The sequence below is a fragment of the Nonomuraea sp. CA-143628 genome (genome assembly GCF_050942315.1).
Lineage (GTDB): Bacteria > Actinomycetota > Actinomycetes > Streptosporangiales > Streptosporangiaceae > Nonomuraea.
In genome coordinates, this window is record NZ_CP192072.1 from 5,532,572 (window position 1) to 5,548,066 (window position 15,495).

Here is a 15,495-nt window from a genome sequence, read left to right on the forward strand (position 1 = left end):
GGCAACCGTTCGGTAATGCCGAACACATCGAAGTGAGGAAGCCGTGCCTGGACCGCATTACGTCGCCGCCATCGACCAGGGCACCACGTCGAGCAGGTGCATGGTGTTCGACCAGGACGGCCGGATCGTCTCGGTGGCGCAGCGGGAGCACCGGCAGATCTTCCCCCGTCCCGGCTGGGTCGAGCACGACGCCGCCGAGATCTGGGAGGCCGTCCAGGGCGTGGTGGCCGAGGCCGTCACCGGCAGCGGCATCGACTTCGGCCAGCTCGTCGCCCTCGGCATCACCAACCAGCGCGAGACCACCGTCCTGTGGGACCGCCACACCGGGCGGCCCGTGGCCAACGCGATCGTCTGGCAGGACACCCGTACCGACGCCCTGGTCCGGACCCTGTCCGAGCACGAGCAGCTCTTCCGCGAGCGGGCCGGGCTGCCGCTGGCCACCTACTTCGCCGGGCCGAAGATCCGGTGGCTGCTCGACGAGACCCCCGGACTGCGCGAGCGGGCCGAGCGGGGCGATGTGCTGTTCGGCACCGTCGACAGCTGGTTGATCTGGCGGCTCACCGGTCGCCACGTCACCGACGTCACCAACGCCAGCCGTACGATGCTGATGAACCTGCGCACCCTGAGCTGGGACGACGAGCTGCTCGCCGCGCTCGGCGTGCCACGCGCGATGCTGCCGGAGATCGGCCCCTCCGCCGAGGTCTACGGCACCACCGGCGACGGCGTGCCGGTGGCGGCGGCGCTGGGCGACCAGCAGGCGGCGCTGTTCGGCCAGACGTGCTTCGGGCCGGGCGAGACCAAGAGCACCTACGGCTCCGGCAGCTTCCTGCTGATGAACACCGGCACCGAGCCCGTCGCCTCCAAGCACGGGCTGCTCACCACCGTCGGCTACCAGATCGGCGACGCCCCCGCCACGTACGCGCTGGAGGGCTCGATCGCCGTCACCGGCTCGCTCGTGCAGTGGCTGCGCGACAACCTCGGCCTGATCTCCAGCGCCGCCGAGATCGAGACCCTGGCGGGCACCGTCGAGGACAACGGCGGCTGCTACTTCGTCCCGGCCTTCTCCGGCCTGTTCGCCCCGCACTGGCGCTCCGACGCGCGCGGGGTCATCGCCGGGCTGACCGGGTTCGTCACCAAGGGGCACATCGCGCGGGCCGTGCTGGAGGCGACCGCCTGGCAGACGCGCGAGGTGGTCGACGCGATGAACGCCGACGCCGGGCTCGCGCTCACCTCACTGCGCGCCGACGGCGGCATGACCGCCAACAACCTGCTCATGCAGATCCTGGCCGACGTGCTCGCGGTGCCGGTCGTACGCCCGATGGTGTCGGAGACCACCTGCCTGGGCGCCGCCTACGCGGCCGGGCTGGCCACCGGCTACTGGCCCGATACCGACAGCCTGCGGGCCAACTGGCACAAGGCGGCCGAATGGCGGCCGAAGATCGGCCAGGACGTCCGCGACCGCGAATACCGCAACTGGCGCAAGGCCATCGACCGAAGCCTCGACTGGAGCACTCCATGACCACGACCGCCTCCCGCGCCGAGACCCGCGAGGAGCTGTCCAGGGGCACCTACGACCTGCTGGTCATCGGCGGCGGCATCCTCGGGACCTCCGTCACCTGGATGGCCGCCCAGGCGGGCCTGCGGGTCGCCATGGTCGACGGCGGCGACTTCGCCGGGGCCACCTCCAGCGCCTCCTCCAAACTCGTCCACGGCGGCCTGCGCTACCTGCAGACGGGCAACGTCAAGCTGGTCGCCGAGAACCACCGCGAACGCCGGGCGCTGGCCGGCGACATCGCCCCCCACCTGGTCAAGCCGCTCTCCTTCGTGGTGCCGGTCTACCGGGGCGGCCCGCACGGCGCCGCCAAGCTGGGCGCGGGGGTGTTCCTCTACTCGGCGCTGTCGGTGTTCGGCGACGGGCTCGGCCGGGTCATCACCCCGCACCAGGCGCTGGCCAGGGTGCCCGCGCTCCGCTCCGAGGGGCTGCGCGCCGCCGCCGTCTACGGCGACCACCAGATGAACGACAGCCGGGTCGCGGTGATGACCGTGCGCGCGGCCGTCGACGCGGGCGCGGTCGTGCTCAACCACGCCGAGGTCGTCGGCCTGCGCGAGAGCGGCGGCACGGTCTCGGGGGCGGAGCTGCGCGACCGGCTCGACGGTACGGAGTTCGGTGTCGGGGCCGGTCTCGTACTGAACGCCACCGGCCCGTGGGTGGACCACCTGCGCCGGATGGAGGACCCCGGGGCCGCGCCGAGCATCCGCCTGTCGAAGGGCGCCCACCTGGTCATGCGCCGCCACGAGCCGTGGAAGGCGGCCCTGACCACCCCGATCGACAAATACCGCGTGTCCTTCGCCATCCCGTGGGAGGACCACCTGCTGCTCGGCACCACCGACGAGGCCTACGAGGGCGAGCCCGCCGACGTGCGCGCCACCGACGCCGACGTGGCCCAGATCCTCGACGAGGCCGGGCACGCCGTACGCGAGTCGCAACTGCGGCGCGAGGACATCACCTACGCCTTCGCCGGGCTGCGCGTGCTGCCGGGCGGCCCCGGCGGCGTGTCCTCGGCCAAGCGGGAGACGGTGCTCAGCCGGGGCAAGGGCGGCATGCTGTCGGTGGCGGGCGGCAAGTGGACCACCTACCGGCACATCGGCAAGCTCGTCCTCGACATGCTCGCCCACCTGCCGGGCCACCCGCTCGGCGACGACCTCGCCGCCATCCTGCCCGCCATGCCGCTGCCCGGCCTGGCCAGCCCGGACGCGGTCGCGATGCGCCTGTGGACCGACCGCGAGCCGGGCACCCGGATGGACCCGCTGGTGGCCCGCCACCTCGCCTCGCACTACGGCTCGATCGCCTTCGACCTGGCCAGGCTCATCCGTGACACGCCCGCGCTGGGTGAGCGGATCCATCCGGACGGGCCGGACATCTGGGCGCAGGCGGTCTACGCGCGCGACCACGAGTGGGCGGCGACGGTCGACGACGTCGTACGGCGCCGCACCACCCTCACGGTCCGCGGCCTGGACTCTCCGGAGGTCCGCACCCGCGTCGAGACGCTCCTCACGGGCGGCCCGGTTCCCGCGTCCTGACCACCGCGAGGGCCTGTCAGGTCTGTTCGTAGCGGGCGCGCAGGCGGGTCTTGGCCAGGTCCGTCGCGCCCAGGTGCTCCAGGCCGTTGAGAGCGGCCCCGACGATCGGCGGGACGTCGGCGACCACCAGCTTGGCCCGCGGCGCCCTGGTGGCGAATGAGGCGTCCAGGAGGGCCGTGAGGAGCGGGTCGCGGGCCCGGAGGATGCCGCCGCCCAGCACCACCTCCGTGGGCGTCTCCAGCAGGTCCAGGCGGCGCAGGCAGACCTCGGCCAGCACGGTGATCTCCTCCGCCTGGCGTTCCACCAGCGATCTGGCGATCGGGTCGCCCGCCGCGGCCGTGGCGAAGACGCCCGGCGTGAGCTCGTGCAGGCGCCCTTCGTCCAGGCGGCCGAAGTGGAGCTCCAGGATCAGCTTCTCGACCGTGCGTACGCCGAAGTGCCGCGTGCACAGCTCCGCCAGCGCGGTCGCCGGCCCGCGACCGTCCTCGGCGCGGGCGGCGTGCCACAGCGCCTCCTCGGCGACGCCCTGGCCACCGCCCCAGTCGCCGCTGAGCCGTCCGAGGGCGGGGAAGCGGGCCACCTCGCCGGTGGGGGAGACGCCGACCGCGTTGATGCCCGCACCGCACACCACGGCCACGCCCCAGGAGTTCGAGGCGCCGGCCCGGAGCAGGGCGAAGGTGTCGTTGCGGACGGAGATGTCCGGGCCGAACCCCCGGCGGGCGAACTCGCGGGCCAGGGCCTCCTCCTCGACCGGCAGATCGGCCCCCGCCAGGAAGGCCGCCACATGATCGAACCGGCCCACGACAACGGGCCGGTCGGCGGAGCGGTCCCGGCCGGGGGCGTCGTCCGGCGGCAGTTGCGCGAGCGCCTGCCGTACCGCCTCCTCTACCGCGTCCAGCGCGGCCGGAACCCCGTCGCTCTGCGGCGCGAACGGGCCCGCGCGGCCGGTGGCCAGCACGTCGCCGTCCTCCGTGACCAGTGCCACGTCGGTCTTGCTGTTGCCGCCGTCGACCGCGAGGACGAGCCTGCGGTGTTCCACTACCTCACCGTCCAGGGAAGGTAGGCGTGGTTGGCCTCCAGCAGCAGGCCGGTCAGCTCCTCGGCGGTCGCGTCCTGCCCGATCAGGGGATGGGCCAGCAGGGCGTTGCGTACGCGGTCCGCGCCGCCGAGCCGGGCCGCCTCCAGGGCGAGCGTCTCGTAGGCGGACACGTGCGCGATCAGCCCCGCGTACAGCGGCTCGACCGGCGGCACCGGCAGCGGCGCGGCCCCGTCGGCGGTGACGTGCGCGGGCACCTCGATCACCGTCTCGTCCGCCAGGAAGGGGAGTGTGCCGTGGTTGCGGACGTTCACCACATGGGTGCCGGGACGGTCCCCGAGCAGGGAGGCGATCAACGCGACCGCCGCCTCGGAGTAGTAGGCGCCGCCGCGCTCGCCCAGCAGCGCCGGCTTCTCGACGACCGACGGGTCGGCGTACATCTCCAGCAGCTTCGCCTCCATGGCCGCCACCTCGGCCGCGCGCGACGGCTTGGCCCGCTGCTCCTCCACCACCGCGTCATGATCATAGAAATAGCGTAGATAGTACGACGGCACCACACCGAGCCGGCGGAGCAGTTCGGGGCGCCCCAGGCCGTCGGCCAGCGACTCGGCGTGCTCGGCGAGCAGCGACGGCAGCACGTCCTGGCCGTCCAGGTACACGGCCCGTTCCCAGGTCAGGTGGTTGAGCCCGACGTGGCCGAGCGAGATCCGCGACGGCGGCACGCCCAGCAGGCCGGCGACGTGGCGCTGGAAGCCGATCGCCACGTTGCACAGCCCGATCGCCCGGTGCCCGGCGTCCAGGAGGGCGCGGGTGACGATGCCGACCGGGTTGGTGAAGTCGACGATCCACGCCTGCGGCGCGTGCGTACGCACCTTCTCGGCGATCTCCAGCACGACCGGCACCGTGCGCAGCGCCTTGGCCAGCCCGCCCGCGCCGGTCGTCTCCTGCCCCACGCAGCCGCAGCGCAGCGGCAGCGTCTCGTCCACGTCGCGCGCCGCCTGCCCGCCCACGCGCAGCTGGAACAGGACGACTTGGGCCCCCGAGACCCCCTCCTCGACGGACGAGGTGGCCAGCACCCGGGCCGGATGCCCGGCATGTGCCAGCATGCGGCGCGCCATCCCAGAAACAACCTCAAGTCGCGATAAATCGGGATCTATGAGTGCGATTTCCGAGACCGGCAGCTCGTCCCGGAGCCGCGCGAACCCGTCGATCAGCTCGGGCGTGTACGTCGAGCCGCCCCCCACCACGGCCAGTTTCAACCCTTCACTCCCGTCAATGTCACACCCTCGATGAAGACCTTCTGGGCGAAGAAGAACACGATGATCACCGGAGCCATGACGAGCAGCGTCGCCGCCATGGTCAGATTCCACTGCACGCTGTGCAGCGCCTTGAACGAGGCCAGGCCCACCGACAGGGTCCAGCTGTCGACGTTGGTGGCGGCGTACAGCAGCGGCCCGTAGTAGTCGTTCCAGCAATAGAAGAACTGGAACAGCGCCACCGCCGCGATGCCCGGCCTGGCCATCGGCAGGATCACCCGGATGAGCGTCCTGAAGTCGGTGCAGCCGTCCACCCGCGCCGCGTCGGTGTACTCGCGCGGGATCGAGAGCAGGAACTGCCGCAGCAGGAAGATCGAGAACGCGTCGCCCAGCAGCATCGGCAGGATCAGCGGCAGCAGCGTCCCGGTCAGGTCCAGCCGCGCCCAGATCAGATAGATCGGCACCGCGACCACCTGGGGCGGCAGCATCATCATGGTGATGACCAGCAGGAACGCCAGCCTGCGCCCGGGAAAGCGGAACCGGGCCAGCGCGTAGGCCACCGGGATCGACGACGCCAGCGTGAACAGCGTGCCGGTCACCGCGTAGATCATCGTGTTGCGCAGCCACAGCAGGATCGGCGACCTGGCGAACACCTCGCCGAAGTTGCCCCAGTTCCAGCTGTGCGGCCACAGCTCGTCGGTCAGCGTCTGGTTGTCGCTCATCACCGCCGTCAGCAGGACGAAGACCAGCGGCCCGATGAACGCGATTCCCAGCGCGACGGCCGTCGCGTGCGTGGCGATCCAGTACAGCGCCCTCCTGGTACGGCCACGCCGCTCCCGGGCACGCCGCCCGGCGGCCCGCGTGGGGGACGCCACCAGCGTGGCGGTCATTCGGCCACCTCCTCGAACCCGCGGAACTGACGCAGCAGGATCAGCGTGAACACCATCGACGCCGCGAACAGCACCAGCGCCAGCACACAGGCGTAGCCCATCGCGTAGTCGCGGAAGCCCGTCTGGAACAGCCACTGCGGCAGCGTCAGCGTCGACATCTCCGGATAGCCGGGCACGAACGAGGTGCCCGGCGCGTCGGTCACGCCGGCCGCGACCCGGGAGGCGATCATCGCCTGGGTGAAGTACTGCAGCGTGTAGATGACGCCGGTCACCGCCGAGAACATCAGCACGGGCCGGATCGTCGGCAGCGTGATGCTGCGGAACTGCCGCCACGCCCCGGCCCCGTCGATGGCCGCCGCCTCGTACAGATGCTTGGGCACGTCCAGCAACGCCGCCAGGAAGATCACCATGATGTTGCCGACGCCCCACATGGCCAGCAACGTCAGCCCCGGCTTCGACCAGTCCTTGTCGCCGAACCAGTCGGGCCCGGAGATGCCGACCAGCGCGAGGATCCGGTTGAAAGGCCCGGTGGCCGGGTTCAGCAGGAAGACGAACGCCACCGTCCCCGCCGTCACCGGCACCAGCGACGGCAGGTAGAACACCGTGCGGAAGAACCCCACGCCCGCCTTCAGCTTGGTGACCAGCTGTGCCACGCCCAGGGCGAACAGCACCTGGGCGGGCACCATGACGGCCACCAGCCACGCCGTGTTCCGGATCGACAGCCAGGCCCGCTCGTCCTGCAGGAAGTAGCGGTAGTTGGCCAGGCCGTTGAACTTCAGCGAGAACAGGTCGTAGTTGAAGAAGGAGAAGTAGACGGTCGCCAGCAGCGGGTAGGCGAAGAACACCCCGAACCCCACCAGCCACGGCGACAGCCACAGCAGCGCACGGAACCCCTCACGGCGCCTGAGCGGTACGCCCGCCACCTCAGCCGCCCGACAGCTTGAACTTGGCGTCGATGGTCTTGTCCACGCCCTTCAGCCCCGCGTCCAGGTCCTTGACCGAGCCCTTCTCCCACGAGGTGACGAACCCCTGCAGCGCCTCCTGGTTGAACACGCTGTTGACGTGCGCCGGGATCGTGCTCGTCTTCGGGTTGGCGAAGATGTCGAGGAAGGTCTGGAAGTGCTCGTCCTTCTTCAGCGCGGGAGACTCCAGCGCGGCCTTGGTGGTCGGCACGTTGCGGATCGCGTTGGCCAGCGTGACCAGCGCGTCGGTGTCGGTGGTCAGGTACTTCACCAGCGCCCAGGCGGCCTCGGGGTTCTTGGCGCCCTTCGGCACGCCGATCACGGTGCCCGCGGTGAAACCGCTGCCGTACAGGTCGGGCTTGGCGTCGTCGACCGGCATGGGGGCGGTGCCGTAGTCGAGCTTCGGCGCCTCGTTGGCGATCATGGCCACCCGCCACTCGCCGTCGATGCCCATGGCGACCTTGCCCTGGTAGAAGGGGTGCTTGCCGGAGAACTCATCACCCAGGCTCTTGCGGAACTTGTCCAGGTTGGCGTAGCCGTACCAGTCGACGAGCTCCTTCTGCCAGTTCAGCAGCGTCTTCCAGGCGGGGTCGGAGCCGATCGCCGAGGTGCCGTCGGGGTTGGTCCACTTGGCGCCGACCATCGCGCTCCAGTGACCCGCGGTGTTCTCGTAGTACTGGCCGCTCGGGATGAACCCGGCGACCTTGATGGTGCCGTCGGGGTTCCGAACCGTGAGCTCCTTGGCCAGCTTGGTCAGCTCCGACAGCGTCTTGGGCGGCTGCTTGCCCTTCATCAGGGCCTTGTTGTAGTAGAGGCCGTACGCGTCGGTCAGCAGCGGCATCACGCACCGCTTGCCCTCGTACTGGGTGTAGTCGTTCACGACCGGCGGCAGGCCCGAAAGGTCGACGCCGTCCTGCTTGATCACCGGGTTGAGGTCTTGGAACACGCCGCTCTTGCACCAGGTCGCCACCGAGTCGGTGGTGAAGGACGAGGCCACGTCCGGCGGGCGGCCACCGCGTACGGCCTGGGTGATCTGCTCGTCCTGTACGCCCTTGACCAGCTTGACCTTGATCTGCGGATACTTCTTGTTGAACCCGGCGATGGCGTCGGTGAACGCCTTCACCTCCGAGTCCGCCGAGAACCCGTGCCACAGCTCGATGGAGGCGGCCGGCAGCGCGGTCGGCGCGGTGCCGCTGGGCTTGGACTGGGAGCCGAGAGCGGGACCGCCCTCTTTGCCCGCGGTACACGCGGCCAGAGTCAGGACGGCGAGCCCTGCGGCCGCCAAGGGGACGAAGCGCACGGGGGGTGCCTCCTCATGGCGTTACTCATGACGTTGAACTCATCAGGGGGTTGGGACCGTGGAGCCGAAGACCTCGTCGCGGACGAGGTCGAGGGCGAGGTCGAGCGCGCCGGCGAGGACGGGGTTGCCTTCGACGGACGACAGGCGCAGCCGGGGCCGCGGGATGGTCAGCGCGTGCAGCTCGTGCTCGACGAGCTCGCGCAGGGGTTCGCCGCCCGACAGCACCACGCCGCCGGTCAGCACGATGAGCCCGGGGTCGATGACGGAGGTGATGGCGGCCAGGCCCACCGCCAGCCGCGCGGCGATGTCGCGCAGCCCCGCCCTCGCGTCGTCGGCCTTCTGGCCCGTCTGGTGCTCGTCCGCCGCGCGCACCGCGTTCACGATGGCCTGGCGGAAGTCCGTGCCGCGCACGCCGTACGAGCGCAGCAGCTTCAGCACGGCCGGGCCGCCGGTGAGCGCCTGGTAGCCGTGGTTGGCGTAACGTCCCGCCTCGCGGGCCGTCGGCGCGCCCGGGGTCGGCATGTAACCGACCTCGCCCGCGCCGCCGGTGGCGCCCCGGTGCATCCGCCCGCCCAGCACGATGGCCGAGCCGATGCCCTCGTCGGCCCACAGCAGCACGAAGTCGGAGTCACCGCGGGCGGCCCCGTGCGCCATCTCGGCCAGCGCGACCAGGTTGACGTTGTTCTCCACCGACACCGGCACGCCGAGTCCCTTGGCGAGCGTCGGCACCAGGTCGCCGATCTGCCAGCCCGGCATGTCCTTGGCGGTGGCGTAGCCGAGCCGGCCGGTGGACGGGTCGATCGCCGCCTGCACGCCGATCACCACCCGCCGCAGCGGGCCGGGGGAGCCCGCGCCGTCGAGCGCCGCGCGCAGCCTGGCGACCAGCTCGCCGCCCGGCCGGCGCGGGGTGGGCAGCGTGTACGAGCCCACGGTCGTGCCGGTGATGTCGGCGACCCTGGCCTCGATCCGGGCGGGGGTGACGTCCAGCGCGCCCACGTAGGCCGCCGCCGGATTGATCCGGTAGACCTCCGCGGTACGGCCGGGCAGCCCCTCCCTGATGCCGTCGAGCACCACCAGACCCGCCTCCTGCAGACGGGACAGCAGCTGCGAGGCCGTCGGCTTCGACAGGCCGGTCAGGGTGCCGATCTCGGGGCGGGTCAGCGGGCCGCGCTCCAGGAGGGCCTGCAACGCCGCGCGATCATTGATGGCGCGGAGCAGACTGGGAGTACCTGGTACCGGACCGCTCAACTTCCACTCCTTGACCCGAAGTTAGGAAACTTTCCTAACTTGATGCGAACCTAAGAGGCCCGGAGGGTTTCGGTCAAGGGGTGAAACCAAGCCGTGACCGGATGCGGGCCAGGATGTCGCGCGGGAAGATGGGAGTGCCTCAACAGGCATGCTAATGTCGTCGTTTGTTGTAACAACAAGCAGAATGGCCCGGAGTGTCCCATTAACAACAATAATGGTCAGGCGGCAACTCGTCAAACAGAGCTCGCAAGGGAGCAGGAGTACGTCGCCCGCCTCTATGCCCGCCTCGACGCGTTGCGTGAACGCACCCAGAGCCAGCTGAAGGAGGTGCTCGGCACCGGCGCCGTGGGAACGTTGCAGAACAGGTCGGAGCGTGACACGTTCGCCGGCATGTACGCCTCCAGGCTGGCCCGGCTCTGGGCGGTGGAGCGCGGGCTGGTGTTCGGCCGGCTCGATCACGTCGACGAGGGCAGGCTCTACATCGGCAAGCTCGGCATCACCGACGACGAGCAGGAGCGGTTGCTCATCGATTGGCGCGCGCCCGTGGCCCAGCCGTTCTACCGCGCCACCCCGGCCGCGCCCATGGGCCTCACCCGGAGGCGGCACCTGCAGACAAAGGGCCGCGCGGTCATCGGCGTCGACGACGACCTGCTCGACTTCGACACGCTGACCGACGAGGACCGCGCCACGCTCAACGGCGAGGCCGCGCTGCTGGCCGCCCTCGACGAGCGGCGCACCGGCCGGATGCGCGACATCGTCGCCACCATCCAGGCCGAGCAGGACCGCGTCATCCGCGCCGACCTCAACGGCGTGCTGGTCGTCCAGGGCGGTCCTGGCACCGGCAAGACCGTCGTGGCCCTGCACCGCGCCGCGTACCTCCTCTACACCCACAGGGAGCGCCTTGAGCGCCGCGGAGTGCTGATCCTCGGCCCCAACCTCACCTTCCTGCGCTACATCGAGCAGGTGCTGCCCTCGCTGGGCGAGACGGACGTGCTGCTGTCGACGGTCGGCGAGCTCTATCCGGGCCTGACGGCCACCGCCAGGGACCGGCCCGAGGTGGCCGCGATCAAGGGTGACCTGCGCATGGCCGAGGTGATCGCGCGGGCCGTACGCGACCGGCAGCGGGTGCCCCGCAAGCCCGTCGAGCTGAACCTGGGCCGCTACACCCTCACCATCGACCGCAACATGCTCGAATCGGCCAAGAACAAGGCCACCCGCTCGCGCCGGGCGCACAACCAGGCGCGCGCGGTGTTCGTCAGGTCGCTGCTCAACGCCCTGGCCAGGCAGGCGGCCAAGAAGCTCGGCAAGGGCCTCATCGACGACGACGAGCTGGCCGACCTGCGTGAGGAGTTGCGCACCGAGCAGACGGTCAAGACCGCCCTGAACAGGCTCTGGCCGTACCTGACCCCGCAGCGCCTGCTCCTCGGCCTGTACGGCGCGCCGGAGCGGCTCGACTACGCGGCCGCGGCCCTGACACCGCAGGAGCGCGCGCTGCTGCGGCGTGCGGGAGGGGAGTGGACCGAGTCCGACGTGCCGCTGCTCGACGAGGCGGCCGAGCTGCTCGGCGAGATCGACGAGCAGGTGCTGCGCGCCAGCGCCCTGCAGGCCGAGGAGGAGCTCGCCGCGGCCCGGCAGGCGGCCGAGCACGAGCGCGAGGCCGAGCTCGCCTACGCCCGCGAGGTGCTCGAACTGACGGGCCTGTCCGACGTCATGGAGGCCGAGCGCCTGGCCGAACGCCAGCGCGGCGAGGGCCCCTACCTCACCACCGCCGAGCGGGCCGCCGCCGACCGCGCCTGGGCCTACGGTCACGTGATCGTGGACGAGGCGCAGGAGCTGTCGGCCATGGCCTGGCGAGTGATCATGCGGCGGGTGCCCACCCGGTCGATGACGATCGTCGGCGACATCGCGCAGACCGGCTCGATGGCCGGGGCCCGCTCATGGAACCAGGTGCTCGACCCCTACGTGGCGGGCCGCTGGCGCCAGGAGCGGCTCACCGTCAACTACCGCACGCCGGTGGAGCTCATGGAGGTGGCCGCCCGCGTGCTGGCCACCATCGACCCGGCGCTAGAGGCGCCCGCCTCGGTCCGCGAGATCGGCGCCGAGCCCTGGTCGGCGCCGTTGTCCCAGTTGCCGGAGCTGGTCAAGGCCGAGGTCGGGGAGGGCGGCAAGGTCGCCGTGGTCGTCCCCGACGCGCTGCTCGGCGAGCTCGGCAAAGTGATCTCCGACACGGTGGAGGGGGCCGCCGTGGTCTCCTCACGCGCCACCCGGGGCACCGCGGCGCTCGACGCCCCCGTGGCCGTGCTCGGGGTGACCGATGCGAAGGGGCTGGAGTTCGATTCGGTCATCGTGGCCGAGCCGGACCTGATAGCCTCGCAGTCGCCGCGCGGCCTGAGTGACCTATATGTCGCTCTAACCCGGGCCACCCAGCGGCTCGGCGTCGTCCACGAGCGGCCGCTGTCAGCCCTCCTTTCGGGGGCGCTGGGCGGCTTGCCAAGCCGCGCGTCCGGGCCGACAAATGGGCATTAGATCGCTTTAATGCGACAACGCAAGCATGTCCTACCTGCGGAAACTTGATGTTTCTGCTGATCGGGACACGGTTGACATCTGAGGTGGAGTCGGTAGTTTGCTGCGCAGTCCAGCACGGGACTTGGCCGGTTGGCCGTCTCTGACATCGTCGGATCCTGCGTCCGTGACGGAGCGTGACTTCGTCCACACAGCCAGGTGCAGGGCCGTCGGTCCGTCGAGTCGGGGCACCCCAACCGGGCGGGGGGTTGGACCCGGGACGGGCCCGGGAGCCCAGTAGACAACGGAATTCCGCGCTCGCCGCCGACGAGACGGGTCCGGTCCGAAGGGTTTCCGGGCCCTCTTCCCTCTCGTGCGCAGGATCGCCATCAGCGCCGGGTGGTCCCGTCAGGTCACGGGATCACCCTGCCGCTCCTTTCGCCGCCGCTCCTTTCGCCGCCGCTCCTTTCGCCGACGCTCCTCGCCCGTTCCTGCCGACCCCTATCCTGGGTCGTCCAGCGCCTGGGACCCCTATTTGCGGATCACCGGGTGCCGCGAGGGCCGAATCGCCGCCCGGGGGCGGTAGCGTTTTCGCAAGCAGGCGTGCGAACGGCGAGGAGAATCCCGCGTGGTGCAGGACAAGACGGGCCTACCGCCCACTGGCGGCGGAACCCCGCACACCCCTGACTCGACCACGCCCGAATCCAGCCCGCCCCTTCCGCCCGCGTCTGCGGCCGGTACGCCCGTTTCGGCCCCGGATACGTCCGCGTCTGCGTCCGGCACGTCCGCCCCGGACGCGTCCGCGTCTCCGTCCGGTACGTCCGCTGCCGCCTCCGGCGGGTCCGCTCCTGCGGGGCGGGGAGCGCGGGAGTCCGGGCGGGTGCTGATGGCCCGGGTCGCCGCCGCCGTGGCCGGTGGGGGACTGCTGTTCCTCGCCTTCCCGCCCATCGACTTTTGGCCGGCCGCGCCGCTCGGCGTCGCGCTGATCGTCGCCGCCCTCTACCGCACGCGCCCCCGGCGCGCCGCCTGGCTCGGCTACCTGGCCGCGGCCGTGTTCCTGTTCCCCACCCTGGCCTGGGTGCGCACGATCGGCGACGATGTCTGGCTGATGCTGGTCGGCGTCGAGAGCCTGTTCTACGCCGTGATGGCCGCCCTGGCGGCGCTGGTGTTCCGCCTGCGGCTGTGGCCGCTGTGGTTCGGCGGGCTCTGGGTGGCCATGGAGTGGGCGCGCGGGCTGTTTCCCATCGGCGGCTTCCCCTGGGCGCGGCTGGCGTTCAGCCAGGGCGAGTCGCTGTTCACCGAGTACGCCGCGCTGGGCGGGGCACCCCTCGTGTCGTTCGCCGTCGTGCTGTGCGGGGCCCTGCTCGCCTACACGCTGCTGCGGCGGCCCCCGGACGCCCGGCGCGTCACCGGGCGGCTCGTGCCGCTCGCGCTCGCTCTGGTCGTGCCCCTGCTGACCCTGGCCGTGCCGAGGCCGGGCGATGAGGGGCGCACGGTCAACATCGGCATCGTGCAGGGCAATGTGCCGGGCCGCGGCATGTACGTCCTGGGCGACGAACCCGCCGTTGTCCTGAAAAATCATGCCAACGAGACCAAAAAGCTGGCGCAGGCCGTACGAGACGGGAAACTCGCCAAGCCCGACATCGTGGTCCTCCCCGAGAACTCCACCGACATCGACCCCTACCGGGACGAGACCGCCCGCCAGATCATCGACGACTCCGTGAAGGACGTCGGGGTGCCCACGCTGGTCGGCGCGGTCGTGGCCATCGGCGAGGCGAACCGCGCGACCCGCAGCCTGGTCTGGGACCCGGTGACCGGACCCGGCGCCTACTACGACAAGCAGAACCTGGTGCCGTTCGGCGAGTACACCCCCTTCCAGGAGATCGTGCTGGCCCTCTGGGAGCGGGCCGGTCTGGTGGGCAGGCAGTCGGTCCCGGGCACCAAGCCGGGCGACCTGAAGATGGGCCCGGTGACGATCGGCGCGGTCAACTGCTACGAGGTGGCCTACGACGGCACCGTGCGCGGGACCGTCAAGACCGGGGCCACGCCGCTGGTGGTGCAGACCAACAACGCCACCTACGCCGAGTCCAACCTGCCGCCGCAGCAGCTGGCCATGTCGAAGCTGCGGGCCGTCGAGCACAACAGGGCGGTCGTGACCGCGGCCACCACCGGCATCTCGGCGTATGTCACACCTGACGGTAAGGTCTCCTGGCAGACCCGCGAGCTCGTGGCGGACATGAACGTGGTGAAGGTGCCCGTGCGCACCCAGGCGACGGTCGCGACCCAGATCGGCGCGTTGCCAGAGTGGGCGCTGGCGTTGATGGGAGTGGCGGCCGCCGGGGTCGCCGCGTGGCGTGTCAGGCGCAAGGCGACCGGTGAGGAATGACTGATCATGGAGACTCTTGGCCGGATACTCATCGTCATACCGACCTACAACGAGCGCGACAACCTGCCGCTGATCACCGAGCGGGTGCGCACCGCCCTGCCGGACGCCCACGTGCTGGTGGTCGACGACAACAGCCCCGACGGCACCGGTGAGATCGCCGACAAGCTGGCCGACAAGGACGACCACGTCCACGTGCTGCACCGGGCGGGCAAGGAAGGACTGGGCGCCGCCTACATCGCCGCGTTCCGCTGGGGGCTCGACGAGGGCTACAACGTACTGGTGGAGATGGACGCCGACGGCTCGCACCAGCCCGAGGAGCTGCACAAGCTGCTGGAGGCGGTCTCCGACGGCGCCGACCTGTCGATCGGGTCGCGCTGGGTGCCCGGCGGCAAGGTGGTCAACTGGCCCGTCTCCCGCGAGCTCCTGTCCAGGGGCGCCAACATCTACACGCGGCTCATGCTCGGCATGTCCGTGCGCGACGCGACCGCCGGGTTCCGCGTCTATCGCGCCGCGACGCTGGAGAAGATCGGGCTGGCCGACGTCGAGTCGCAGGGCTACTGCTTCCAGGTCGACCTCACCCTGCGGACGACCCGGCACGGCCTGCGGGTGGTCGAGGTGCCGATCACGTTCGTGGAGCGGACCGTCGGCACGAGCAAGATGAGCAGCCGCGTCATGGCCGAGTCGTTCTGGCGCATCGCCGTCTGGGGGCTGTCCGGCCTGCCCGCCCGGCTGCGCGGCAAGCGCGGCTGAGAACCTGTGGCCACCCTCAGGTAGCGGAGGAACGGTTCGGGCGCGCCGGGCGTTGTCGTTGTGTACAGGGTCTTTGAGTACGCC

General features: G+C 71.0%; 11 protein-coding genes. 5 read left to right on the forward strand and 6 right to left on the reverse strand.

The genetic code is table 11. The annotated features are described in order from the left end of the window. Positions 1-100 precede the first annotated feature (100 nt). The gene (glpK, locus tag ACQP2T_RS25315; protein WP_433519831.1) at positions 101-1,519 is read left to right on the forward strand and encodes a glycerol kinase GlpK; all 1,419 of its coding nucleotides are present in this window, start codon (positions 101-103) and stop codon (positions 1,517-1,519) included. After that, positions 1,516-3,081 carry an FAD-dependent oxidoreductase gene (locus tag ACQP2T_RS25320; RefSeq protein ID WP_433518521.1) on the forward strand — a complete coding sequence of 522 codons (1,566 nt, stop codon included), beginning with the start codon at positions 1,516-1,518 and terminating at the stop codon, positions 3,079-3,081. The genes glpK and ACQP2T_RS25320 overlap by 4 nt, the downstream gene beginning before the upstream one ends. A 16-nt stretch (positions 3,082-3,097) precedes the next feature. Here the strand turns inward: ACQP2T_RS25320 and ACQP2T_RS25325 are convergent, their stop codons facing one another. From ACQP2T_RS25325 to ACQP2T_RS25350, 6 genes are read right to left on the reverse strand one after another with little or no spacing between them, the layout of a single operon-like run. Beyond that, positions 3,098-4,120 carry an N-acetylglucosamine kinase gene (locus ACQP2T_RS25325; protein WP_433518522.1) on the reverse strand — a complete coding sequence of 341 codons (1,023 nt, stop codon included), beginning with the start codon at positions 4,118-4,120 and terminating at the stop codon, positions 3,098-3,100. Continuing rightward, positions 4,120-5,376 (reverse strand): 6-phospho-beta-glucosidase, encoded by a 1,257-nt coding sequence (locus ACQP2T_RS25330; RefSeq protein ID WP_433518523.1) that lies wholly within the window; start codon positions 5,374-5,376, stop codon positions 4,120-4,122. Before ACQP2T_RS25330 ends, ACQP2T_RS25325 begins: the two co-directional genes overlap by 1 nt. Continuing rightward, the gene (locus tag ACQP2T_RS25335; RefSeq protein ID WP_433518524.1) at positions 5,373-6,263 is read right to left on the reverse strand and encodes a carbohydrate ABC transporter permease; all 891 of its coding nucleotides are present in this window, start codon (positions 6,261-6,263) and stop codon (positions 5,373-5,375) included. The genes ACQP2T_RS25330 and ACQP2T_RS25335 overlap by 4 nt, the downstream gene beginning before the upstream one ends. After that, positions 6,260-7,186, reverse strand: coding sequence for a carbohydrate ABC transporter permease (locus tag ACQP2T_RS25340; protein WP_433518525.1), 927 nt, complete (start codon positions 7,184-7,186; stop codon positions 6,260-6,262). Before ACQP2T_RS25340 ends, ACQP2T_RS25335 begins: the two co-directional genes overlap by 4 nt. A gap of 1 nt (position 7,187) precedes the next feature. Beyond that, entirely contained in the window at positions 7,188-8,525 is a 1,338-nt protein-coding gene (locus tag ACQP2T_RS25345) for an ABC transporter substrate-binding protein (RefSeq protein WP_433518526.1), read from the reverse strand. Between the two features lie 42 nt (positions 8,526-8,567). Next, on the reverse strand, positions 8,568-9,773 hold the full coding sequence (locus ACQP2T_RS25350) for an ROK family transcriptional regulator (protein ID WP_358540834.1): 1,206 nt from the start codon (positions 9,771-9,773) through the stop codon (positions 8,568-8,570). 294 nt (positions 9,774-10,067) lie between these two features. Here ACQP2T_RS25350 and ACQP2T_RS25355 point away from each other — a divergent pair, with 294 nt between their 5' ends. The 3 genes from ACQP2T_RS25355 to ACQP2T_RS25365 all read left to right on the forward strand — a co-directional run bounded on the left by ACQP2T_RS25355 (position 10,068) and on the right by ACQP2T_RS25365 (position 15,411). After that, complete coding sequence (locus tag ACQP2T_RS25355) at positions 10,068-12,299, forward strand: HelD family protein (protein WP_433518527.1); 2,232 nt, start codon at positions 10,068-10,070, stop codon at positions 12,297-12,299. An 862-nt stretch (positions 12,300-13,161) separates the two neighbouring features. Next, entirely contained in the window at positions 13,162-14,661 is a 1,500-nt protein-coding gene (lnt, locus tag ACQP2T_RS25360) for an apolipoprotein N-acyltransferase (protein WP_433519832.1), read from the forward strand. A gap of 6 nt (positions 14,662-14,667) precedes the next feature. After that, entirely contained in the window at positions 14,668-15,411 is a 744-nt protein-coding gene (locus ACQP2T_RS25365; protein ID WP_358540843.1) for a polyprenol monophosphomannose synthase, read from the forward strand. The last annotated feature ends 84 nt before the right edge of the window (positions 15,412-15,495 follow it).